The sequence below is a fragment of the Paenibacillus sp. LBL genome (assembly GCF_029893715.1).
GTDB lineage: Bacteria > Bacillota > Bacilli > Paenibacillales > Paenibacillaceae > Paenibacillus_AQ > Paenibacillus_AQ glucanolyticus.
Map to the genome: position 1 here is coordinate 135523 of NZ_JARXYU010000008.1, position 23773 is coordinate 159295.

General features: G+C 51.0%; 18 protein-coding genes. 8 read left to right on the top strand and 10 right to left on the bottom strand.

What is annotated here, in order from left to right; genetic code table 11:
- Positions 1–183: 183 nt before the first annotated feature.
- From bglX to M2277_RS18405, 4 genes are all read left to right on the top strand, one after another.
- Positions 184–2349: a beta-glucosidase BglX gene (bglX, locus tag M2277_RS18390; protein WP_280755313.1), complete on the top strand. Its 2166-nt coding sequence runs from the start codon at positions 184–186 to the stop codon at positions 2347–2349.
- Between the two features lie 32 nt (positions 2350–2381).
- Positions 2382–5759, top strand: coding sequence for a GH36-type glycosyl hydrolase domain-containing protein (locus M2277_RS18395; RefSeq protein WP_280755314.1), 3378 nt, complete (start codon positions 2382–2384; stop codon positions 5757–5759).
- 82 nt (positions 5760–5841) lie between these two features.
- Entirely contained in the window at positions 5842–6336 is a 495-nt protein-coding gene (locus M2277_RS18400; protein WP_280755315.1) for a GNAT family N-acetyltransferase, read from the top strand.
- 176 nt (positions 6337–6512) lie between these two features.
- Positions 6513–7172, top strand: a complete 660-nt coding sequence (locus M2277_RS18405) for an MOSC domain-containing protein (protein ID WP_280755316.1) — start codon at positions 6513–6515, stop codon at positions 7170–7172.
- 213 nt (positions 7173–7385) lie between these two features.
- Here the strand turns inward: M2277_RS18405 and M2277_RS18410 are convergent, their stop codons facing one another.
- Positions 7386–7934: a GNAT family N-acetyltransferase gene (locus M2277_RS18410; protein ID WP_006213131.1), complete on the bottom strand. Its 549-nt coding sequence runs from the start codon at positions 7932–7934 to the stop codon at positions 7386–7388.
- A gap of 44 nt (positions 7935–7978) precedes the next feature.
- The gene (locus tag M2277_RS18415) at positions 7979–8233 is read right to left on the bottom strand and encodes a DUF2164 domain-containing protein (protein ID WP_006213129.1); all 255 of its coding nucleotides are present in this window, start codon (positions 8231–8233) and stop codon (positions 7979–7981) included.
- 273 nt (positions 8234–8506) lie between these two features.
- On the opposite strand from M2277_RS18415, the gene M2277_RS18420 reads away from it, so the two are divergent.
- Positions 8507–10225 carry a glutamine--tRNA ligase/YqeY domain fusion protein gene (locus M2277_RS18420; RefSeq protein WP_036640582.1) on the top strand — a complete coding sequence of 573 codons (1719 nt, stop codon included), beginning with the start codon at positions 8507–8509 and terminating at the stop codon, positions 10223–10225.
- 155 nt (positions 10226–10380) lie between these two features.
- Here M2277_RS18420 and M2277_RS18425 read toward each other — a convergent pair whose 3' ends face one another.
- The gene (locus M2277_RS18425; protein ID WP_481857775.1) at positions 10381–11604 is read right to left on the bottom strand and encodes an MFS transporter; all 1224 of its coding nucleotides are present in this window, start codon (positions 11602–11604) and stop codon (positions 10381–10383) included.
- A gap of 188 nt (positions 11605–11792) precedes the next feature.
- On the opposite strand from M2277_RS18425, the gene mobA reads away from it, so the two are divergent.
- Positions 11793–12431: a molybdenum cofactor guanylyltransferase gene (gene mobA, locus M2277_RS18430; RefSeq protein WP_280755317.1), complete on the top strand. Its 639-nt coding sequence runs from the start codon at positions 11793–11795 to the stop codon at positions 12429–12431.
- 104 nt (positions 12432–12535) lie between these two features.
- Here the strand turns inward: mobA and moaA are convergent, their stop codons facing one another.
- Complete coding sequence (gene moaA, locus M2277_RS18435) at positions 12536–13540, bottom strand: GTP 3',8-cyclase MoaA (protein ID WP_280755318.1); 1005 nt, start codon at positions 13538–13540, stop codon at positions 12536–12538.
- 343 nt (positions 13541–13883) lie between these two features.
- On the opposite strand from moaA, the gene M2277_RS18440 reads away from it, so the two are divergent.
- Complete coding sequence (locus tag M2277_RS18440) at positions 13884–14561, top strand: TorD/DmsD family molecular chaperone (RefSeq protein ID WP_006213123.1); 678 nt, start codon at positions 13884–13886, stop codon at positions 14559–14561.
- A gap of 109 nt (positions 14562–14670) precedes the next feature.
- Here the strand turns inward: M2277_RS18440 and M2277_RS18445 are convergent, their stop codons facing one another.
- The 5 genes from M2277_RS18445 to M2277_RS18465 form a co-directional block, all read right to left on the bottom strand.
- Positions 14671–17868, bottom strand: coding sequence for an efflux RND transporter permease subunit (locus M2277_RS18445; RefSeq protein ID WP_280755319.1), 3198 nt, complete (start codon positions 17866–17868; stop codon positions 14671–14673).
- 31 nt (positions 17869–17899) lie between these two features.
- Positions 17900–18853: a TetR/AcrR family transcriptional regulator gene (locus M2277_RS18450; RefSeq protein WP_006213121.1), complete on the bottom strand. Its 954-nt coding sequence runs from the start codon at positions 18851–18853 to the stop codon at positions 17900–17902.
- Positions 18854–19006: 153 nt separating this feature from the next.
- On the bottom strand, positions 19007–19321 hold the full coding sequence (locus M2277_RS18455) for a DMT family transporter (RefSeq protein WP_006213120.1): 315 nt from the start codon (positions 19319–19321) through the stop codon (positions 19007–19009).
- Positions 19321–19662: a DMT family transporter gene (locus tag M2277_RS18460; protein WP_006213119.1), complete on the bottom strand. Its 342-nt coding sequence runs from the start codon at positions 19660–19662 to the stop codon at positions 19321–19323. The genes M2277_RS18455 and M2277_RS18460 overlap by 1 nt, the downstream gene beginning before the upstream one ends.
- A gap of 100 nt (positions 19663–19762) precedes the next feature.
- The gene (locus M2277_RS18465; RefSeq protein WP_006213118.1) at positions 19763–20359 is read right to left on the bottom strand and encodes a TetR/AcrR family transcriptional regulator; all 597 of its coding nucleotides are present in this window, start codon (positions 20357–20359) and stop codon (positions 19763–19765) included.
- 204 nt (positions 20360–20563) lie between these two features.
- On the opposite strand from M2277_RS18465, the gene cls reads away from it, so the two are divergent.
- Positions 20564–22066, top strand: coding sequence for a cardiolipin synthase (gene cls, locus M2277_RS18470; RefSeq protein ID WP_006213117.1), 1503 nt, complete (start codon positions 20564–20566; stop codon positions 22064–22066).
- A gap of 63 nt (positions 22067–22129) precedes the next feature.
- Here cls and M2277_RS18475 read toward each other — a convergent pair whose 3' ends face one another.
- Positions 22130–23602 (bottom strand): phospholipase D family protein, encoded by a 1473-nt coding sequence (locus M2277_RS18475; RefSeq protein WP_253806199.1) that lies wholly within the window; start codon positions 23600–23602, stop codon positions 22130–22132.
- Positions 23603–23773: the final 171 nt, after the last annotated feature.

Sequence of the window (23773 nt, forward strand, 5' to 3'; positions counted from 1 at the left end):
TGAAACGTTTCGAATTTATAGAGATATATGATGTGATTTATTCAATCTAAAGTCTGTTCATAATTAGCATTAAGACCTTATATAATCTATATTTTAATGGCTTAAAACGACTGTGTTTGATAAAATCAAAACGTTTCGAATTTATGTAGAATGGAATGTTGCAAAGACAAAGGAGGATGGGAAATGGCAGATCAACAACTGATTTCTCTGGTAGATCAGATGACGCTGGAGGAAAAAATCGCGCAGCTTCTACAACTGGCCGTCCCTTTTTTCGAAGGAACTCAGGAATCCGGACAGATTACAGGTCCTATGGAGTCGCTCGGCATAACGGATGCCATTGTAAGTAATGCAGGCTCCGTGTTGGGTTTAGCGGGTGCAGAGGAAGTTATCGCTGTTCAGGAAGCACATATGCGCAAAAATAGGCTGGGCATTCCGCTGCTGATCATGGCCGATATCGTGCATGGGTTCAAGACCATCTTTCCGGTGCCGCTGGCAATGGGAAGTTCGTGGGATCCGAGTCTTGCCGAGCAGAGTGCGGAGATCGCTGCACGTGAGGCCGCGGTATCCGGTCTTCACGTGACCTTTGCACCAATGGTGGACCTGGTTCGCGATCCCCGTTGGGGACGCGTAATGGAGTCGACCGGCGAAGATCCCTATTTGAACAGTGAATTTGCGCGAGCTTTTGTCAGGGGGTTTCAGGGTGACGACCTGAGCGGCGACCTGAACCGGCTTGCAGCTTGCGTGAAGCATTTCGCTGCCTACGGAGCAGGCGAAGGTGGCCGTGATTACAACACGGTGGACATGTCCGAGCGTCAGCTGCGGGAATATTACTTGCCTGGATACAAGGCGGCGCTGGATGAAGGCGTCGAGATGGTCATGACCGCCTTCAATACCGTGGATGGAATCCCGGCTACCAGCAATAAAAGGCTGATGCGCGATTTGCTGCGAAGCGAATGGGGCTTCGATGGTGTACTGATTTCCGACTGGGGAGCGGTCAAAGAGATGATTCCCCATGGCATTGCGAAGGATGAAGAAGAAGCGGCACTGAAGGCCATGGAAGCTGGCGTTGACATTGAGATGATGACTTCCAGTTATGTTCATCATTTACCGGCACTGGTCCGAGAGGGACGTGTGGATGAGTCTCTGATTGATGAGGCCGTGCTGCGCATTCTAACTTTGAAAAAGCGCCTCGGACTGTTTGAGCGTCCTACGAGGGGAGCTGATCCGCAGGCTGAGCGGGAAATCGTGTTCTGCGATGAGCATCGTCAGGCGGCACGGGAAGCAGCGGCTAAATCCTGCGTGCTCCTGAAGAATGAAGCTCTGCTGCCGCTGCAAGCGGAGCAGCGTGTTGCATTGATCGGCCCTTTTGCTGCAAGCGGCGATATTCTCGGCCCATGGTCGTGGACGGGCTCCAAGGAAGATGCAGTGACGATGGAGCAGGGCCTTCGCTCCAAGCTGCCATCTGGTCAGCTAACGGTAGCCGAGGGCTGCGGTGTGAGCACAATGACCGGACGGCAATTGGAAGAAGCCATGAAGGCTGCGATGGAAGCCGACGTTATCGTGCTTGCGCTGGGGGAGGATTCCGAGATGAGTGGAGAAGCGGGCAGCCGCGCCCTCATTACATTGCCACAGCCGCAGCTGCAGCTGATTCAGCACCTCAAAACGCTGCAGAAGCCGATGGTTGCCGTCTTGTTCAACGGCCGCCCGCTGGATCTGCACGGTGTGCTGGATGAGGCAGATGCAGTACTGGAAGCCTGGTTCCCGGGAACTGAAGGCGGAGCAGCTGTAGCTGCACTGCTTACAGGCGAAGTGAATCCTTCCGGCCGTCTCAGCATGTCGTTTCCATATTCCGTTGGACAAGTACCGGTATATTATAACCATTTCAACACCGGGCGTCCGAAGGATGCGCCAGACGCGCAGGAGCGCTATGTATCGCAATATTTGGACATTCCGAATGAGCCGCTGCTTCCGTTTGGCTTCGGTCTAAGCTATACCGATTTCAAATATGGGGACATGACGCTGTCAACGGATGAAATATCGCCGGATGAATCTCTGGAGGTCACGGTTTCGGTTACGAATACCGGAGACAGGGCCGGCGAAGAGGTAGTACAGCTGTATATTCGTGATCGATCCGGCGAAGTTGTCAGACCGGTCAAGGAACTGAAGGCTTTCCGCAAGGTACAGCTGCAGCCAGGCGAACAACAGGATGTAACCTTTACGCTGACCGAACAACAGCTGCGCTATCATCATTCGGATCTATCCTTCACCAGCGATGCGGGGGAATTCGATATTATGGTCGGAAAGAATAGCAGGGATACAGAGACACGGCGGTTTCGACTTCGGAAATAAACACATATTTTTGCAGACAGGAAGTGATACTTGTGACAGCCAGCAATGTAATGAACGATGACAAGATGGTTCTCAAGGCGGGAGAATTAACGTTTACCTTTTTGCCTAGCGGTGATCTGTTTCAGGCGACTTACGGCAGCACCATGATAAACCAGCTCCTCTCCAATTCGATTGATGGTGCCCTTAACAATCTGTTTCTGAGAATTCATACCGAGGCCGGCATCGAGGCGATTCCCCTGCTTGGGGTGCATTCGAACAGCGTGGTTACCCGCTTGGATAATCGGATGATGTGGGAAGGAAACGTTAAGGGAGTTGCCTATAAGGTACTATTCACCCCGACAGAATCAGGAGCCTGGTTCTGGGATATTGAGCTCCAAGGGGAAGGGATCCAAGTTGATGTTGTGTATGGACAGGACGTAGGGATCGCGCATCCGGGCGCCGTTCGAACCAATGAAGCGTATTTGTCCCAGTATATCGACCATGCCGTGTTTGAACAGGAAGTACTGGGTTATGTCGTGTGTTCCCGTCAAAACCAGCCGCAGGGAGGCGTGTTCCCCTATCTTCAGCAAGGCGCGCTGACAACAGCCGTTGGCTATGCCACGGATGGATTTCAGTTTTTTGGTCTTTCTTATAAGGAGACAAACCAAGCGGAGGCCTTGTCCAAGGAGAGCCTGGCTAATGAAGTGTATCAATATGAATTTGCTTACACTGCGCTGCAGTCACCATGCCTCGAGCTTGATGGCAAGGCGAGATTCGTATTTTATGGATTGTTTAAAGAGCATCATCCTGAGGCTGTCACCGAATTGGAGTTCCAGGATGAGCTTCAGTCAACTTGGCAGCAGGTTGAAGCTATCGGCATGACAGGAACGGGTCATAAACTAACGCGCACGGAACGATCGGAGTTCCTTGGGGAACCTCTGCGTACCGTGCCTTTGACTGCAGACGAGCTGAAGGCATTGTATCCTGTACGCCGCCAAGAGGAGCGTGACGGGGAAGAGCTGTTGTCCTTCTTCACGGATACCTACGAGCATATCGTCATGAAGGAGAAAGAGCTTCGAGTGGAGCGTCCGCACGGTCATATCCTGATGAGCGGTCAGAATGTGACGCTTGGCAGTCCTGTCCTAACGACAACCTCGTACATGTATGGGGTGTTCAATTCTCAGGTGGTTACGGGCAATACCAACTTCAACAAAATGATGAGCCACGCCAGAAGCGCGCTTAACGTGCTCAAAACGTCCGGTCAGCGTATCTATGTAGACATTGACGGGAAGTATCGTCTTCTTACCATGCCATCCGTGTTTGAGATCGGCTTTAACTATGTACGGTGGTATTATAAGACTGACAATGACATGCTGATCATTACCAACTTCACCTCGGCCGCATCGCCGGTGCTGACGCTTGAGGTTCGTTCTAAGAGCGGCAGGGCTTACCGTTATCTGGTCACTATGCAAATGACGATGGACGTCAATGAATATGAGGTTCCGTATCACCGTGTTCAGGAAGGCAACGTGATCACGTTCCGTGCGGATTCGGCTTCGCTCAGCGCGTCCGTATACAAGGATCTCCATTACCGTCTTCAGGTAAATGGAGCTGATGTGCATGTTACAGACGAAACCGCTCTGGCAAGCAATGTTGTATCGGGAGATGCTTCCCTGACGGTGTTAAGGCTTGGTGAGAGCGCTGAATGGACTATGACCATACAAGGCAATCTCGATGCGGCGAATGCCCCGATTCAGGCTCGGCAGCCCGAAGTGGAGATCGCAAGCTACCGCTCGTTCTATGCTTCGGTTATGAACGGGTTCCACTTAAGTTTCAAGGATGGTCAGGATGACAGCTTGTTCAAGGTGAATGCGCTGGCCTGGTGGTACACGCACAACATGCTGGTTCATTACTCCGTACCGCACGGGCTGGAACAATACGGCGGTGCGGCGTGGGGGACACGCGATGTATGCCAGGGACCTGTCGAGTATTTCATGGCAACTCATCAATACGAGCAGGTTCGGGATATTCTGCTGGAGGTGTACTCCCACCAATACGAAGATGACGGAAATTGGCCGCAGTGGTTCATGTTTGATCAGTATGCACATATACAGCAGGAAGAAAGCCATGGCGACATTATCGTTTGGCCGCTTAAGGTGCTTGGCGATTATTTGGCCGTTACTCATGATTACGACATTCTGGAGCTGGCCGTCCCTTATACTAGAAAACACAGCTTCGATTTTACAGAGCAATCGCATACCGTGCTTGAGCATGTGAAGAAACAATTGTCCTACATTCGGAATCATTTCCTTCATGACACCCATCTGTCTTCCTATGGAGACGGGGACTGGGATGATACGCTGCAGCCGGCCAACGCCCAATTGAAACAGTTCATGGTCAGCAGCTGGACGGTAGCCTTGACTTATCAGACCTTGAACCAGTTCTCCCATGTCATGGAGAACGTGGATACAGGAATGTCCGCTGAGATGGGGGAACTCGCTGAAGGAATCCAGCGGGATTTCAATACGTACATCTTGAATTCCGAAGTCATTCCTGGATTTGTATATATGGAGAGCAAAGAGCACAGCAAATTCCTGCTTCATCCAACGGATCAGGAGACAGGAATCCAGTATCGATTGCTGCCAATGACGCGCAGCATGATCAGTGAGCTGTTAACGCCGGAGCAGGCAGCCAGCCATTACGAGATTATCCGTGAACAATTGTTCTGCCCGGACGGGGTGAGGCTGATGAATCGTCCGGCTGTATATGCCGGCGGCGTCAGTACCCACTTTAAGCGGGCGGAGCAGGCAGCCAATTTTGGCCGGGAAGTGGGCCTTCAATATGTGCATGCGCACATTCGTTTTGTGGAGGCCATGGCGAAGCTTGGCAAGAGCAGCGAGGTATGGAGCGGGCTTGAGCGCATCAACCCGATCGGCATTACCGAGGTTGTGCCGAATGCGGAGCTGCGTCAGAGCAATGCGTATTTCAGCAGCTCCGACGGGAAGTTCAACACCCGCTATGATGCACAGGAATCTTTTGATGAGCTGCGCAGCGGACGCGTGCCCGTCAAGGGAGGATGGAGAATTTATTCCAGCGGTCCAGGGATTTATATGAACCAGCTGATCTCCAATGCGCTTGGCATTCGTGAAGCCGGGGGCGATCTCGTGATCGACCCGGTTCTGCCGACGTCACTCGATGGTCTTCAGTTCGAATTCCATTATGCCGGAATCCCGGTTACGTTCAGCTATCACATTGATAGCCGTGAGGAGACCCGTGTCACGATCAACGGACAGGATGTAGCCGCCGGTTCCATCCGGAACCGTTACCGCACAGGCGGCGTGCGCATTTCCAACGCGGACTTCAAGCGATTAGCCACAGAGAGTCAGGATGGATGTGTTGTGGATATTTACAGTGGAGTTAATGAACAATAATGCTTGACCCCTATAACTCGTCAGCAGGAAACACATCGTTCTGATATAATGAATGGAATGGTTATCGAAGCGAGGGATGGCGATGAAGACCCGTCAAGAGACAGTGACCATCCGGTTCTCCGAGATGAAGGACGCCGTTTCACTCATGGAGCTTGATGAACTGGTATGGGATCGTAATACAGCCCCTGAGCCGCTGAAATGGACCTCAAGGGATCACTACCTTCTGCAATGCCCGCCCGGCACGCAGCTTGTGGCGCTGTATGAGGAGGAGTTATGCGGTTATGTTGGATTCCGTGCGCCAACAGGCCTTCACAGCAATCGTCATGTGCTGGAGTTGAATATAGCGGTTCATCCCTCCCATCAACGGCGGGGCATCGGGCAGCGCCTTATAGAAGCAGTGAAGGAGATGGCACGGGCGGAGGGCATAACGAAGCTGAGGCTGCGCGTGCTGTCCAGTAATCCCGGTGCACTTTCCTTCTACAAGAACTGTGGATTTAAGGAAGAGGGCCGACTGATTCAGGAGTTCTATGTGGACGGGCGTTACGTCGATGATATCTTAATGTGTTATTTCTTATAAACCGCGCATCGCTCAAAAGCACTGTCCATGTGCAAGAAGAGGATGAGAAGTAGGTTGGAACGGCCCGGCAGCTTGCCGGGCTGTTTTTTCTATTTCTGCAGCTTGACCGCTTCTGGACAAGAGCACAGGCGATTGCATATAGTAGATGAAAAAAGAAGAGGGCGGAGGTTACTTCCATGACCTTAGGAATTGTATCACTGAATGTGGGAACGCCTGTAACCGTTGAATACCAGGGAAAAGACCTGTCTACTGGAATCTACAAGCAGCCAGTGGACGGACCTTTGTTTCTGAGCACGGTGAATTTCGCAGGGGACGGGCAGGCTGACCTCGTCAATCACGGCGGCGTAGATAAAGCGGTGTGCGCTTATCCCTACGAGCATTACGCCTATTGGGAGAACAGTCTGGGGAAGCAGCTCCCCTATGCCACCTTTGGAGAGAATCTGACACTGCGGGGAATGCTGGAGGATCGGGTCTGCATTGGCGATATGTACCGGGTAGGAGACGCAGTGGTGCAGATCAGCCAGCCCCGATACCCGTGCTTCAAGCTGTCTCAGAAGCTTGGTGTCAAGGACATGCCGGTACGTGTGCTGAACACAGGTTATAGCGGGTTTTACTTCCGAGTGCTGGAGGAAGGGGATGTTCGTGCCGATTCCTCCGTCACCAAGTTGGAGTCTCACGCTGCGGGCGCGACGGTGCTGGAGGTGCTTCGTATGATGAAGGATGGACGGAAGGATGAGCAGGGGTTGAACCGCATGCTTGAACTGGATGTGCTGTCTGTTAGTTTGAAGACGCAGTTCGGAAAATGGCTTGAAGCCCTGCAGAGCAGGACGGATTGATGTTTCTGGAAGGCGATTGGTCAAACCGACCCTGCCCTTGCGTACTTCCCTTGTTCTCAATATTCCTTGCCGGATGGCAAAACCGGCTTGCGTCCCTTCCACAGGATACAAACCGGTTTCTTTAAGATGATCTGTCTTATAATGACAATACGACGTTTTCTTGCGGCGTGATGAGAGGCCAAAGGCTGTCTTATGATCAAGCGCAGGTGCTGGTTATCTCATCCGCTTCCATTCGCTTTGAATCATGCCGTAAACCGCATGGTTTACATAGCCTTGAGGCAGCTTCTCCGCTTCGCGGATAACGCCTTCCAGCACAAATCCCAGCCGTTCCGGGATGGCCCGGCTGCGATGATTCGCGGTCGCACAGCGGATCTCCACCCGGTTCAGCCCCATGCGCATCAGCGCGTGATCCGTGAACGCCCGGCAAGCGCTTGTCATCAGGCCTTGGCCGGTAAAATGCTGATCCAGCCAATAGCCAATGCTGACGGAACGGTTGGTCCAATCAATCTCATGGAATGAGATGGTCCCAGCCAGCTCCTCGCGCACCCAGATGCCTGCCGAGAAGCCACCGTTGTCGGCCGCTTGCTTCATGGCCCCTTTAATATAATTGACGGAATCGTTTATCTCTGTGACGGCATCCACCCAGGGAAGCCACTTGCGGAGGCGGTCCCGTGACCGGTCTGTCATCTCGAACAGGGCCCGTGCATGCTCTATGGCCAGTGGCCGCAGCTCTACATGGTCGTCTAATGCGTATCCAAACATATATGTATTCTCCTTTGTTCACCATCGTGAAGGGTATGTCAGCCTTAACGAGTTCGCTTCACTTTTTGCTCTAATGCGTAAATATCTTCTTCAAGGGAAATCATACGCTGACTGACCACCGTTCTGCAGTCGCTGAGCGCTTGATTATATAAGTGCGGCCCCAGCGTTTCCATGAAAAAATCGAGAACGCTCTCCGCAGCCAGATGACCCAGGGTCTCGCCGCGCTCGGTTTCAAAATATTCCTGGACCCCTTCGATAAGCTGTTCGCGCTGCTCTTTGGGAAGTTTGCTAGGTTTCATAAGATTGACAGGCCTCCTATAATGGCTGTTTTCTCTTCATGCTACCCTATAAAAAAGCCCCCGTCAAAATGATTGTTGCAGGCATATCACCTTCTGCCGAATGAATTGTTCGCAGGTTGAATGCATCGATTGGATTGCCTGTCGATTGCACATCTGAAATGGGCGGCTTGTGGTGCTGGAACGCCGAATTCCTTGAACAATCCCCGCATTACAGGTATATTTAAGGGAAACACGTTTATACAGGAGATAGACAGAAATTCACAGAATGAAAGGTTGATCAACGTGGAGAACCATCGGGGAACCCCCTCCAATTTCATAAAGAATGTAATTACCGAAGACCTGAAGTCCGGTAAGGTCAAGGAGATCGTTACCCGCTTTCCGCCGGAACCGAACGGTTACTTGCATATCGGACATGCCAAGGCAATCTGGATCAATTTCACACTGGCCGACGAGTTCGGCGGACGGACACACTTGCGGTTTGATGATACGAACCCGGTGAAGGAAGACATTGAATATGTCAATTCTATTAAGGAAGACGTCAAGTGGCTCGGCTTCGATTGGGAAGAGCTGCGGTATGCTTCTGATTATTTTGAAGAAATGTTCAATCGCGCGGTGCTGCTGATCAAAAAAGGGAAGGCTTACGTGGATGATCAAACCGCTGACCAAATCCGCGCAACCCGCGGAACCCTGACCGAGCCTGGTCAAAACAGTCCTTACCGGGATCGCGGCGTTGAAGAGAATCTGGATCTGTTCGAGCGGATGCGCAAAGGGGAATTCGCCAACGGCGAGCGCGTGCTGCGTGCGAAGATCGATATGGCTTCGCCTAATATTAATCTGCGGGATCCGGTCATTTACCGTATCTCTCATGCACATCATCATAATACGGGCGACAAATGGTGCATCTATCCGATGTATGCTTTTGCGCACCCGCTGGAAGATGCTATTGAAGGCGTCACGCATTCCCTGTGCTCCCTAGAGTTTGAAGATCAGCGCCCATTCTATGACTGGGTGGTAGCGGAATGCGAGATGGACAGCACGCCGCACCAGTACGAATTCGGACGTCTGAACGTAGCGCAGACGGTAACGAGCAAGCGCAAGCTGAAGCAGCTCGTAGACGAGAACGTTGTGGACGGCTGGGATGATCCGCGCATGCCGACGATCTCCGGACTTCGCCGTCTGGGCTATACTCCGGAGGCTATTCGCAGCTTCGTATTTGAGACGGGAATTTCGAAGGCATACGGTACAGTGGATCGTCAGGTGATGGAGCACTTTATCCGGGAAGACCTGAAGCTGAAGGCGCCGCGTACGATGGCTGTGCTGGACCCGCTGAAGGTGGTTATCACGAACTATCCTGAAGGTGAGACGGAGTGGCTGGACGCCGAGAACAATACGGAGAATCCGGAAATGGGGATCCGTCAGATTCCATTCTCCCGCGAGATTTATATTGAGCAAGAGGACTTTATGGAAGATCCTCCGAGCAAATATTTCCGCTTGTTCCCTGGCAATGAGGTTCGTTTAAAACATGCTTATTTCATCAAATGCCATGAGGTCATCAAGGATGAGAGCGGCAAGGTTGTTGAGATTCACTGCACCTATGATCCGGAGACGAAGAGCGGCAGCGGCTTTACCGGACGGAAGGTGAAAGGGACGATCCACTGGGTGGAGGCCACCCAGGCTGTACCAGCCGAATTCCGTCTCTTCGAACCGCTGTTCAAGGGCGAAGAGGAGGAAGCGGAAGGGGTGCAAGAAATTGCGGGCGAAGAGCAGGAAGTCGCAGCGGAAAAGTCCTTCCTGGACGACATCAATCCGAATTCACTGCAAATTGTGCAGGGCTTCGTGGAACCCAATATGAAGGATGCGGCACCACAGGACAAGTTCCAGTTCTTCCGCCACGGATATTTCAATGTGGACTCGAAGTATTCACAGCCGGGGCGTCCGGTATTTAACCGCGTAGTCTCCCTGAAGAGCTCGTTCCAGCTTCCGAAGAAGTGAGAGGGCTCGTAGAATGAACAAAAGGATCATGGACAGATGCTGCTGATGTCTTTCATGCTCCCCATAACATAAACAAGACTCGAAGGCTCCCGTAGGGGAGTCATTCGAGTCTTGTTATATTTACGGTAGGTAGTCTGGCATACATTCAAGACGATCTAATTCGCAGTGTATCCCTCAGCCTCATCATCCGGGTGCAGCGGCTGGTAACCATGCTTGCGCAGGTTGTACCACATCCAGCCAAAACCGATGGCACCCACAATGGCAAGCATCATGCCGGTTCGGTACATGATCTGCGCCCCGAAGTTCTGGAACATCCAGCCGCCGGCCAAACCGCCGATGACGCCGGAGATGCCGCTCCAGCTTAAGGTGTAGATCGCTTGTCCGGATGCCCGGTAAGGCGTCGGAACAAACAGCATCGTGAGCTGTACGCCGACATAGAAATATCCGCCAAAGGTTACGCAGTGCAGAAGCTGGATGAAGGCTACCTCGAGCGGGCCATTGGCTTCCGCCATAAGCAGCCAGCGGAGCGCGAAGAGCAGGCTGACAATGGTCAGGCAGCCGACCAGCACATTGATCTTCCGCTTCAGGAAGCGATCAAACAGAATGAAGATCGCCACTTCAAATATCGATGAGAGGAAGATTGCAAGACCGACCATCTGTTTGGTGCCGCCAAGCTCCAGAATGTATAAGGACATAAAGGTATTATTGGCCGTGTTCGGGATGGATACCATGATGCCTAACAGAATGAACCAGACAAAATGGGGATTCAGGACCAGTCGGGTAAGTCCTCTTAGGTTGACGGTTGCCGATGCTGTTGTTTTCTGAATGGAGGGCAGTGTGAACATGAACAAAGCCGCCACGAGCAGCATGATCGAGAACACAATGGAGATGCGTCCGGATCCGAGTTGATCGATTACTGGTCCTGCGACAATTGCTGTCAAGGCCCATCCCAGGGAGCCCCATAGCCGAAAAGAGCCGAATTTCTGCTGCGTTCCATCAATATAGGTTAGAATCAGTGAATTCGTCTGCGAGAACATCGGAGTCTGGAAAAAATAAAAGAAAATCATCGTCATGTATATCATTGCGTAGGTATTCGCTTGAAATACAAACTGAACCAGCAGCAGTGTACCGGTCATCATGATCAGAAGCACGCGTTTGATGTTTGCCGCCCGATCACTCCAAAATCCCCAGAAAGGATTTGCAAAGATGGACACAAATGGCGCGATGGCCATCAGGCTGCCGATCTCAATTTTGCTCATGCCGATATCTTGCAAATACAGCTGAAAGAAACCAGTGAAGATGACCATGGTTCCGTAAATGAAGAAGTTGAACAGCTTGAGCGATGTCAGCGAAGGTTGAGCATTGTCCATATTCTGCAAGTAGGTCATTCCTTTCAAACCGAATACAATCAAAAATAACGGTGTCCAAAAAAGCCGCTTTCCTTTCAATGTATCACGCATTGAAAAGGGATACAAACCATCTTTTAAATAATTTTCCATTTATCTGGTTATTATCCCATAGACTGAATGATGTTTTTACAACCTGTTAAGAAAGTGTGGTGAAACGAATGAGTGGTCAAACCGTCGTTGTCAATCTGCCATCCGATTCGGTGACGGGCATCGTGCTGGCAGGAGGAGCCTCCCGGAGGATGGGGAGGAACAAAGCCCTTCTGCCTATGGGAGAAACGAGTATGATCGAGCGGGCGGTACAGGCTATAGGCAAGGTGAGCAGCCGGGTGATCATATCGACCAACGATCCGAAATCCTATCATTTTTTGGGAGTGGAATGCGTTCTGGATATCCACGCGGGGAAGGGCCCCATGGCGGGTCTTTATGCAGCACTTGGGGCGTCGAATACTCCATGGAATGTGGTTGCAGCATGCGACATGCCGTTTATTCACGAGCAGTTTCTTCAGGGACTGCTGAATCTGGCGATTACGCAGGACACGGTAGAGGCCGTAATCCCGGTTGTTCAAGGGAGAATGCACCCGCTGCTGGCGGTATATCGCAGGGAAGTTATGACGAGTCTCGAACGAAAGCTTCAGGCGGAACAGTACCGCATGGTCGAATGGGTGGAGGAGCTAAAGGCTGCATACGTGAACGAAGAGCAATTAGAGCACATGACAGGTCTTGATCCGCGAAAGGTCTTATTTAATATGAATACGCCAGATGATTATGAGACAGCAAGAGGGATTTCCTCATCCTAAAAAACACCCCCGCCCGTTGGATGCTGGCGGGGGTTTGCTTATTCACTTCTATTATTGAGCCTAAAATACAATCTGTCTTCCGCTCGCTTACAGCTCGCAGAGGGCTAGCCGCCGATCTGCGACATGCGCCGCACAGTGGGGGTGTGGCTCTGCGCTTTCTTCTCAAGTGCCAGTGCCATTTCATGATTGAGCGGCTTTGCACCCAGCGCTTTCCGGAACAGGTTCGCAACCGCCTGGGGATCATCGATGACGCGGCGAACGTTAAACTCGTCGGACCAGTACAGACAAGCCTTGATATGGCCGTCCGCAGTCAGCCTGAGCCGGTTGCAGGAGTCGCAGAAATGGTCGCTGACCGGATGGATCAAGCCAAACGTCCCTGTAGCTCCGACAACCTTCATGTTGCGAGAGGGCCCGTTGCCGGATGGACCCTGCTCTTCCTGGATGCTCCATCCGGCCTCCTGACACACTTCGGATACTCGGCTTAGTGGCAGGTACGAATCGCGCCAGACATCGGATGCTTGACCAATCGGCATATATTCAATAAAGCGGACATGTAAGGGACGATCGAGTGTCATGGCGATGAAATCGCGGATCTCATCTTCGTTAAAGCCCTTCATCAGCACCATGTTCAGCTTGATGGGATTCAGGCCGGCTTCATAGGCTGCTTCGATGCCTTCCAGCACTTTAGACACATGGCCGCCGCGCGTAATGCGTGCATAACGCTCCTCGTGAAGCGAATCCAGACTGATGTTGATTCGCGTGAGTCCTGCTTCCTTAAGAAGCCGGGCTTTCGATGGCAGCATGATCCCGTTGGTTGTGAGGGATATATCTTGAATTCCTTCTATGGAAGCAATCATACGGACTAAGTTCTCCAGATCCTTGCGCACGAGCGGCTCACCGCCGGTAAGACGTACTTTGGATACGCCCATGGGGGCAAGAACGCGGAGGATCGCGGCGATCTCTTCGTAACTCATAATCTGATCGTGAGGTTGGAATTCCATTCCTTCTTCCGGCATACAATAGACACAACGCAGATTGCATCGGTCCGTCACCGAGATACGAATATAATCATGGACCCGACCGAAAGAGTCTTTAAGCGGTTCAATCATGGAAATCCCCCTTTCGTAGCATACATGGTCACATTGTAGCTATTCCCTGAATCGGAGTCAATGCGGCATTTAGGTCCCTCCCGGCGGACAAGCTGCAGGCAGATGGTCATGATTTTGTGACAAGTATCACAGAAAACGCTTTCGAAATCATGTATATTGAACCTGTGGACAAAAGCTTTCTCCCCTTGAAAGCGAGTAGTGACATTCTAGATTTCCGAAAGTTTCCTTATTTTTCCGAAATTTTCGGAAATCAATTCAAGCTGCTTTCATTAGACGTTCATCTAAGATATACTGTCAAGGATATCACATCCAACAAGAGAGGTTACAAAGTAGGAGGTTCGATATGGGGATATCACCTGTTCAAACTTTGGAGGTACCTGACGTCTGTCACAGGTGGCTTGAAAACCGGGGAACGGTTTATGAGCTGCTGATTGATTTTTTGGGCAACTGGCCCAGCTTGTCTATGATTGCAGAATGGAGCCGCGGAAGCGGAATTAGCAAGGCTGCGGAGTGTTCGAAGGCAGGTTCAGACCTGATGAAATATTTGTGCGGACGCTCGCCTGAGGAATTGGTTCGGATTTGCGAGTATGAAGGGGCGGAATACCGCCGACTGCTTGAGCAGACCAAACAGCGTCAGGCCGCTGAGTCCCATTATACCCAGGATGGATGCGCTCAGGATTTGGCCGAGTGTTATGCATCCGCTGGTGTAGCATTCAATAAACTGCATGGCGAAGCGGACGATCATATAGCCCTCGAACTGGAATTTATGACACTGCTTCATGACCGTATGCTGAACAATACGTATTGTGAACACAGCATGCTGCAATTAATGCAGGTTCAGGAGAAGTTTCTGGAAGAGCATCTGTTGTCATGGGTGCCCTCTCTCTGCAAGGATCTGAAAGGTTCTACGGAGAGTCCGCTGTATCAGGCATTATTCAGCCTGCTCGAGGAGTTCCTCGCACAGGATCTGAACATGCTGAAGACGTGGAAGCAATCCAGGGAAGCTGTACTGGTGCATTAGAGCAGCAGATAAGAAAACCATAGCAAGTTATCATGCGAATCGCAGTCATCTACAAAAACAAAGCCCCGGCTTCCTAAATAGGAGGCCGGGGCTTTTGTGTTATATCGGATTAATCTTCGATTCTTTTCTTGCTGAACTTCATCAGGAACTCATACACGATAGGTACAACAACGAGTGTGAGCAGCGTCGAACTGATCAGACCGCCGATAACGGTTATGCCGAGCCCGCGTGAGATGATACCCGCGCTGTTCTCCCAACCGAATACGAGAGGCAGCAGCGCACCGATGGTGGCCAGTGCCGTCATCAGGATTGGACGAAGACGGGTTGCACCGGCTTCGAGCAAGGCTTCGCGAGTGCTCATTCCTTCGCGTTCCATGTGGATAACGCGGTCGATCAATACAATTGCGTTCGTGACTACGATACCAATCAACATGAGTACGCCCATGAGAGCAGATACGTTCAGTGTCTCGCCTGTGATGAGCAAGCCGATAATGGCACCGATGACGATGAATGGCAGTGAGAACAGGATGGCAAATGGTGCAAGACCCCCGCCAAACGTGACCACGAGTACAAAGTATACAATAGCAATGGCCGCCAGCATGGCGAGTCCAAGCTGTCCGAAGGTTTCATTGATTTGCTCGGTAACGCCTCCGAACTCTACGGATACCCCGTCTGGAAGCTCAAGTTTGCTGACTTCGGATTCCAGATTGGTGGAAGCCGAGCCTACATCGCTGGACAGGATATCGGCTGTGACACTCACAACCATTTTACCGTCGATGCGTGTAATGGAGTCAGGCGTGGTTCCTTTTTCAACTTTGGCTACATCCTTGATCGGTACTTCCATACCGAGTGGAGACGTTACCGTTTCGTCTTCAATTTCTTTAATGCTCTTATAGGTTTTGCTGTCGGTTTCAATGTAAACATTGTAGGTTTTGTCCTCAATCTTAATTTCCGTCAAGACTGGACGCTCCCGTACGGGTGCCAGCTTCATAGCCAATTGTCCGGCTGTGAGGCCAAGAGAGCTTAACTTCTCTTGATCGGCAACCAGCGTGTACTGCTCAAATGACTCGGATAAACTGGTCTCCGCATTGTCGAAGGTAGCGGTATCCTTGTTCGCAAGCTCGGCAATTTGATCAGCCACAGGCTTGATCTGCTCCAGGGAGTCGCCGAAGACGTTAACCGTCAATTGGCTGCCTCCGAATCCGCCGGCTGCCATGTCCATATTGGACCAGGTGCCATCCGGAACTTCCTTGGCTAGATCCTCGATAAGTGCCGTTTTGACATCTTCGAAGTTTTTCGTGTCCGGATCGTACATAATGTAGAACAATCCGGAATTAGCGGAGCCCATTCCAAGCGGATTGCTTCCGCCGATGGAGTACTGCATTGTCTGTACGCCAGGTTGATCCAGAATCAGCTTCTCGGCTTTTAGTGCACGTTCCTCTACATCCTCCAGCATAACGCCAGGTTCAGGAGAGTAGGTCACCATTGCGTATTTGTCTTCCTGTTCCGGGATGAAGCTAACCCCCAGATACTTGGTCAGGAACAAGCTTCCTACCAACAGCACGATGGCTGCCAGGAATGTAATGGCTTTGTGATTCAGAGTCCATTTCAGGATCGAACGATAGCCGCGGGCCATTGCGCCCGGCTTCTCCTCATGATCATGCTTGTTCTTCAAGCCTTTGCGGAACAGGCTGTGCGCCATAGCAGGTACAAGCGTAACCGCCACGACCAGGGAAGCCAGCAGCGCGAAGACCATCGTCAATGCGAATGGCATGAACAGCTCGCCGACCATACCGCTAACCAGTGTAAGCGGCAGGAATACCGCGATGGTTACGATGGTGGAAGACATGATGGGAACAAACATTTCACGTGTAGCGGCACTAATGAGCTCTCGGCCTGTCAGTTTTTCGGTCGAGAGGGACATGCGCCGGTAGATATTCTCGATAACAACAATCGAATCATCGACAACCCGGCCGATGGCAACGGTCATGGCACCGAGTGACATCATATTCAGGGTAATATCCATTTGCTTCAAGCACAGTACCGCAATCAACAAGGATAACGGGATGGAAATGATCGATATGATGGTCGAACGGATATTGCGCAGGAAGATCATGATGATCAGAACAGCAAATAATGCACCGAACAATGCCTTGGAGAGCATGGTATGAACGGAGTCCTCGATCGGTTTACCTTGATCCAGCATGATGGTCAGATCCATGCCAGGGAATAGGCCTTTCAATTCCTCTGCCTTGTCTTTTACCTGATTAACAACGTCAACCGTGTTGGCATCGTTCGCCTTAACGATTTGGATACCGATGGATTCCTTCCCGTTGGTGCGGGAGATGGATTCCGAGGTTCCGATAACTTCAATCTTGGCAATCTCGCTGAGTTTTACGGTTGGAATGCCGGTGGGAGCGGATGGAGCGCCATTCTGTCCACCAGCACTGGCACCATCACCGGGAGCTCCCTGCTGACCTGCAGCCCCAGCCGCATCGCCAGGAGGTTGCTGCTGTTGAGCTGCACCAGCACCGGCAGATGCATCGGCACCGCCTCCGCCTGGAATAACAGGAATGGCGATATTCTTCAGATCGTCAATGCCGATGATGCCGCCATCAATGGCTACGGCCTTTTGAGATTTTTCCATTTCGAACATACCGAGCGGAACATACAGCGCTGAACCCTGCACGATGCCTTTAACGGTATCTTCGGTCAGGCCAAGCTCGTTCATTTTGTCCTGGTTAAATTTCAGTTGGACTTCATTGACAAATTGTCCGGCTACCTGAATGGAAGCAACTCCATCCAAATCCTCGAGCTCGGGTACAATGTCATTCTCTGTGATACGGGTTAATTCATCCAGTGCCATGTTGTCTTTGTTCGATATACTCAAGGAGACAACCGGCATGGAGCTCATGCTGAATTTGGATATGGTAGGTTTCTGAGCATCCTCAGGCAGCTTGACTTCATTGATTGCTTCCCGAACAGCTGCTGTAGCGTTGTCCAGATCACTACCATAATCAAATTCAACCATCACGTTGGCTGCATTCTCCATGGAAGTGGAGGTTACGGTTTTTACGCCGTCGATATTTCTCAGTCTTGTCTCAAGCGGTTTGGTTATATCCTCTACAACTCCTTCAGGAGCTGCACCCGGATAGATGGCGGTGACGCTTAAGAATGGGACGTTAATATCCGGAATGGTTTCTTGTTTCATTGTCAGTCCACTGTACAATCCACCAAAGCTGACGATGATGGTCAGCAGCCAGATCGCAAACTTGTTGCGCAGGGAAAAATTGATAATTCCTTTCATTAGGTGATTCTCTCTCCTCTCCAAAATAACGCTATGTCTCTAACTTCGACCCGTTTCCCTGCATAATTCCACCAGGGGTAAGATAGCTTTCCAGCACGGTAACAATGGTGCCCTTGAGCTCGGTATACAGTGCCTCCAGGTCCTCGATCCCCTCCAGGTTAGCAAGCATTCCCTTTAGAACGGCCCTGCTGGGCTGGAGGCCAAGCAGCTCTTTCTCCATAATATTGAGCGACTCCATAGCATCTTCCCGGACTTCCGTCTCTACCGTACTCTTCTTCAGTTCATTTTTCATTGCTTTAATGACGATAAGCGGGTGACGGGTTGTACGAATGTCGGCCTGGCATAACTGACTCAATTGCCCAATCGCCTCCATCGGAATCAGAGGTTCGGGACGTCTGCGCAGAATGCTGTTTACAATATCATCGAGCAGCTGGATCTGGTGGTCTGCAGTGATTCCCACATTCAAATGAAACCCTGGCATGAACAGGAAGCGAATATACGAACCCAGCATGCTGGCCATAAACATGCCAATCTCCATCGTATAAGGCTCTACGTCCGGTCCATAAATGCTTTTGAGCTTATTGTTAAACCACTGCAATGCAGCGAGCATTTCCTGCCGCATGTTTTCCTTGTCAATAGGCGGTTTCCCCGGCATCTGATCATGGAACTGCTTCAGGAGATATTCCCGGATCTCCAGAAAATGGACAAGAAGCACTTCCGTCTGCTTGCGCAGCTGCTCCTTAGGCTCAAGCAGCGGATCGTGATCGACACGGAGGATCTCATCTTTAATCCGGTTTGCGATATGCTCGTAAATGCTCTTTTCCAGTTCCTCTTTGGACTTGAAATGAAGATAAAGGCTGCCTTTCGACATCCCGCATACTTCGGCGATTTCCTGCATGGAGGTAACCGAAGAGCCCTTCGCGGAAAACAGCTGCATCGCAGTGATGAGAATTTGCTGTCGTTTCTCTGCCGTTTTATCAGCCAATCAAAAGCTCACCTCACTTGAGAACTTTTCAGTTCTGGGATTGACCATATGGTCAAGAATAAGTATATATGAAAAAGAACGACCGTTTCAACTTTACTACGGTCGTCCCTTTTCTTGGTTCTGAAAATATATGAAATTTTCTAGAAAAATCGCCTAACTTATCAATTTCAGACCGACAGCCGAGCACAGAATCATGGAAATGAACACCACTCGCCGCCAATCCTTCGGCTCTCCGAACAGAAACATCCCAACCATGGCTCCACCGGCTGTTCCAATTCCCGTCCAGATGGCATAAGCGGTCCCCATCGGCAGCACGGTCATGGCATAAGAGAGGAGGGAGAAGCTGATACCAAACGATAAGGCCAGAATCAGTGTATAATGCCATCCCTTGCGCTGCGACACGCCTTTAATACCAATGACACCGCCAATTTCGAATAATCCGGCAAATATAAGCGCAACCCAAGCCATTATTTACTCACCTCCGGTTCTGCATGATCACTCGTAACCAGCTTAAGGCCGACTACACCTGCAAGCAGCACGCAGATCAGAAGAACCTTGACCAATTTGAACGGTTCTCCAAAGAACAGCATTTCCGATGCCACCGTTCCGGCGGTTCCGATACCTGTAAAGACGGCATATACCGTTCCGACCGGCAGGCGTTTGGCTGCTTCGATAATAAGATAGAAGCTGGCTGTAATGGCGACTATAGTACCCAGCCACTCCAACGTGTTGTTGGAATACTTCAGACCCATAACCCATATGACCTCGACCAATCCAGCCAGCAGTACATAAATCCAGTTGCGATTCATTATGATTGTCACTCCTTTTAATGAAAAAGAATTGTTATCTCACCTGCAGACCCTTATTCTCCTTGAAATTTATACTTATCATGCGTAGTTCTGCGATAATTTAACTCTTGCTGTTAGAACTTTGCTTCGTTACCCCTAACCAAAATATCGGCCAAGCGGCGGTCAGACGTTTCAAGGCGCGTTCCTCCCCGCCGTAAACGGCTTCCAGATGAATTCCATCGAGCAGGGTCATAAAGGCGATGGCTGCTTTACGTGGGTATCGAATGATACGCCCATGCACGGGACAGCCTGCCGCAAGCAGTCTGGACAGGTTGTTCTCCTGCTCGTCCAGCAGCGGATACAACATAGCCATCACCTCATCGTAGAAGGTGCTAGGCGGGAAGAAGGCCATCCGCATGAAGAATCGCACTTCATCATCCCCTTGGTAAGCCTGGAGACTGTTCTCAAGAAATCCATGCAGCTGCTGCTCCAGCGGCAAATCCGTGTGGTTAAGGAAATAGCCCACCATTAATTTCTCTTGTCGTTGGAATACGTCTTGAAGCACCTGCAGGAACAAATCCTCCTTGCTTGAAAAATGAGCGTAAATAGACGGTTTCTTGATTCCGCAATCGTCGGCGATATGTTTCAGCGATGCCCCTTCATAACCGTTCTTGGCAAAATGGGCAAGGGCGGACTGTTTAATATTGGCGGCACTCATAACACTCCTCCTAACTAACGGTCGTTAGTTATATTTTTATCAAATGATGCCAGTATTGTCAATGTCAATATTTGGGCTTGGTGCTGTCTGACTATCTGCAAGAGAACAGTCTTTAGTTCCGGGGGGAGATCATGTAGAATATGTGTGATCGACATCGTCCATACAAAAGAGACAGAAACGATGAATAACAAGGGGTAAACTGATATGAGAAAGGGAATAGAGGCTGTACTGATCACCGCGCTTTTGATCGCGTTTTATTATTTTGGCATGCATTATTTCGGAAAGACGACAGGGACGGTCATCGGGATCTTCTCCACCCTCACCGTAGTATCTATCGGATTCATGATTTTTATGGAGAACCGCCATCCTTCCAGCACCATGGCCTGGATTCTGCTGCTTGCGCTCGTTCCCATCGTCGGGCTTGTTTTTTATTTCTTGTTCGGGCAGAACTACTTCAAACGGAGAAAATATGATAAAAAAGCACAGAAGGACGTCCTGGTATACACCAGCGAGGTGCTCCGCAAGAGCACCCCTGACGTTTCCTGCTTTAAGCCTGAAACGCAGCAGCTGCTTCAGCTGTCTTCCCGGCTGGCGCGCACGCCGATTTCCTTCTCCAGTGACTCGCGGGTGCTGACCGATGGGGAAGAGACGTTCGCGGCATTGATAGCGGAGCTGGAACGGGCCGTGCATCATATCCATATGGAGTATTACATTTATCGGCCGGATGCCATCGGCACGCAGATTCAGGAAATTTTGATCCGCAAGGCGAGGGAAGGCATTGCCGTTCGGTTTATGGTAGATGCCGTGGGCAGCCTGCAGCTGCCGCCGGCCTTCCTTCAGGAGATGAGGGATGCCGGCATACAGGTCGCCGTGTTTGGCAGTCCGAAAACGATATTTTTTACCAGCCGTGTAAATTACCGCAATCATCGCAAAATCGTTGTCATTGACGGCAGTGTTGGATTCGTTGGCGGATTGAATGTAGGTGATGAGTACTTGAGCCGCAGCAAGGCCTTTGGTTTCTGGCGAGACACCCATATGCTTATCCGTGGAGAGGCTGTAAGGACGCTTCAGGTTGTATTTCTGCAGGATTGGCAGTACATGACAGGAGAGCAGCCGAGCGAGCCGATCTATTATTCACCGGATCTGCTGGAGAACCGCAGTGGAGCGGTCCAGATTATTGCGAGCGGACCGGACAATGAGCGGAGGGCGCTCAAAAATATTTTCTTCTCCATGATTGTGTCGGCTCGCAAATCCGTCTGGCTGGCGACACCCTATTTTATACCGGATGAAGATATTCTAACCGCGCTCCGGGTTGCTGCCTTGTCAGGGCTTGACGTACGGATCCTGTTTCCGTCGAAACCGGACAAGTGGCTGCCCTTCCTGGCTTCCCACTCCTATTTTCCCGCTCTGCTGGATGTTGGGGTGCGGGTATATGAATATGAGAAAGGTTTCATGCATTCCAAGCTGCTGATCGTGGACGGGGAAATCGCGACGATTGGCACCGCCAATATGGACATGCGGAGTTTTCATCTTAATTTCGAGGTTAACGCACTCTTGGTACATACGGAAAGCGTGGCCAAGCTTGTGTCGGATTTCGAGCAGGATCTGGAATCGGCCATCGTGTATGACCGCAACCATACCCGCAAGAAGAGGATCATGACCAGGCTGCTGGAATCGGCAGCCCGGCTGATGTCACCTCTGTTGTAAATCGGCAGGGGAACGCGCGTTGAATGCAGCTGCACTCAACGCGCGTTCATGTCGGCCTAATTGTTAGAAGGTTGTGAACCCGAGGAACTTCTGAATCCGGAACAGAACATCTTTGATCCAGGTGGTTTTTCCCTGATAAGCTCCGGCATCAAGACTGAATTCGGCGCCCTCGTTGAACCATATCTGATTAAAATACCGGTCCAGGTCCCGGGCAAGCGGATGATCCTTTGGGGCGGCGATCCACAGGTTGTTCTCCAGATTCAGATCGGCCAGATTTCGCTGGGTGAAATTAGTGGATCCGCCCGTCATTACGGACTTGCCAGTTGGTTTGGCAATGTACATCAGTTTGGTATGATACTGCTCTTTACCGGTGTTGTACCAACGAACGGAGATATTGCCCTTTGATTTCTTGATGAGTTCAGCGGCAGCCGGACGGTTGGGGATCCCGATTTTTTCCCTGCCGAATGCATTCTGGTTCGGATCCAGGATAAGGCGTATGTCGACGCCGCGCTCCGAGGCTTTCAGAAGCTGGTCCATCACCTTGCCGTCAGCCAGATAGAACATCCCCATCCAGAGTGTATCTCCGGATTGAGACTGCTCAATGGACTCCAAAACGTATTTGTATATTTTCCCTTCCGTCAGGTACCGAACATCGACGCTGCCAGCCTGCCCGGAAGGCTGCTTGGGAGCTGCCGCCTTCGGTTCATATGCCGGCAGTTTGATATCGCTTGAAAGATTGACGGCAGCTTGCTCAGTGGCCAGTATATCGCCAATGATGTCGCCGCTTGTTTCAAAAGCGATGTTCGAGTGGAAAGCGCTGGCATCATGAATGTTGGCTGAAGTGACAAGCGCTGTGTTTTCGCTGATGACGACCTTACGATGATTGGCCTTCACGTTCAGCAGCTTCAGATAGGAGCGAATGGTAATATCGGGCGCTTCGTTTGCCATCAGATTGGGGAGCGTTCCTTTGCCGGATTGACCAAACCACTGGAAAAAGGTGCGCCATACAGCGGAATAGATCGGCGTCGAATCCCGCAGCCGGTTGACATCGGTTATAATGACTTGAATGCCCGCGGCCTTCATGGCCTCGAACTCCGGAAGCGGATAGGAACCATATCCGGTGTTGACTTCATCGCTGATAAAGAAGATGTCCATATCGGGATATTTTTGTTTATGCTTCACAAGGCGATCGGTGAGCTCCTCACTCACCTTCGGAAATGTCTGGCCTTTATGGGCGTAACCGTTGAACAGAAACATATCGATGACCAGGAATTTTCGGGATTCATCAATAATCTGGCCGATGCGCGGTCCGATCTCGCGATCATGGACCGGTTGACCGTCCGGACCGGGATAGGTCAGGTCGACCCACATGGCAACCTCGCTCTGATAGAGCGGGCTTTCGTAAGAAATCCCCTTGGGCAGAGGCTTGTGAGTCTGATAGATCATCACGCCGATCAGCCATAGAATGAGAAGGACAAGGCCGGTAAAAATATATTTTCGTGTTCGGGAACCTTTGGTATGCGCTTTACCTGGCATAAGTGGAGTATCTCCATCAGGGGGATGCGGATGATCTGAAGTGCGGCTGCGAAATAAATGACGGAAATCCAAAATAGCCCATCCTCCTATAACTTTCAGTTGTATAACGTTAATTAACATCAATCACTGGACATGACGCACTCCGTCTGCCATATGTGATAAGGCTCCTTA

Excerpts from the sequence above, each read along its gene's own strand:
- bglX (WP_280755313.1), top strand. The coding sequence starts at position 184 with ATGGCAGATCAACAACTGATTTCTCTGGTAGATCAGATGACGCTGGAG.
- M2277_RS18400 (WP_280755315.1), top strand. The coding sequence starts at position 5,842 with ATGAAGACCCGTCAAGAGACAGTGACCATCCGGTTCTCCGAGATGAAG.
- M2277_RS18405 (WP_280755316.1), top strand. The coding sequence starts at position 6,513 with ATGACCTTAGGAATTGTATCACTGAATGTGGGAACGCCTGTAACCGTT.
- M2277_RS18410 (WP_006213131.1), bottom strand. The coding sequence starts at position 7,934 with ATGTTTGGATACGCATTAGACGACCATGTAGAGCTGCGGCCACTGGCC.
- M2277_RS18415 (WP_006213129.1), bottom strand. The coding sequence starts at position 8,233 with ATGAAACCTAGCAAACTTCCCAAAGAGCAGCGCGAACAGCTTATCGAA.
- mobA (WP_280755317.1), top strand. The coding sequence starts at position 11,793 with ATGAGTGGTCAAACCGTCGTTGTCAATCTGCCATCCGATTCGGTGACG.
- moaA (WP_280755318.1), bottom strand. The coding sequence starts at position 13,540 with ATGATTGAACCGCTTAAAGACTCTTTCGGTCGGGTCCATGATTATATT.
- M2277_RS18440 (WP_006213123.1), top strand. The coding sequence starts at position 13,884 with ATGGGGATATCACCTGTTCAAACTTTGGAGGTACCTGACGTCTGTCAC.
- M2277_RS18445 (WP_280755319.1), bottom strand. The coding sequence starts at position 17,868 with ATGAAAGGAATTATCAATTTTTCCCTGCGCAACAAGTTTGCGATCTGG.
- M2277_RS18455 (WP_006213120.1), bottom strand. The coding sequence starts at position 19,321 with ATGGCTTGGGTTGCGCTTATATTTGCCGGATTATTCGAAATTGGCGGT.
- M2277_RS18460 (WP_006213119.1), bottom strand. The coding sequence starts at position 19,662 with ATGAATCGCAACTGGATTTATGTACTGCTGGCTGGATTGGTCGAGGTC.
- M2277_RS18465 (WP_006213118.1), bottom strand. The coding sequence starts at position 20,359 with ATGAGTGCCGCCAATATTAAACAGTCCGCCCTTGCCCATTTTGCCAAG.
- cls (WP_006213117.1), top strand. The coding sequence starts at position 20,564 with ATGAGAAAGGGAATAGAGGCTGTACTGATCACCGCGCTTTTGATCGCG.
- M2277_RS18475 (WP_253806199.1), bottom strand. The coding sequence starts at position 23,602 with ATGCCAGGTAAAGCGCATACCAAAGGTTCCCGAACACGAAAATATATT.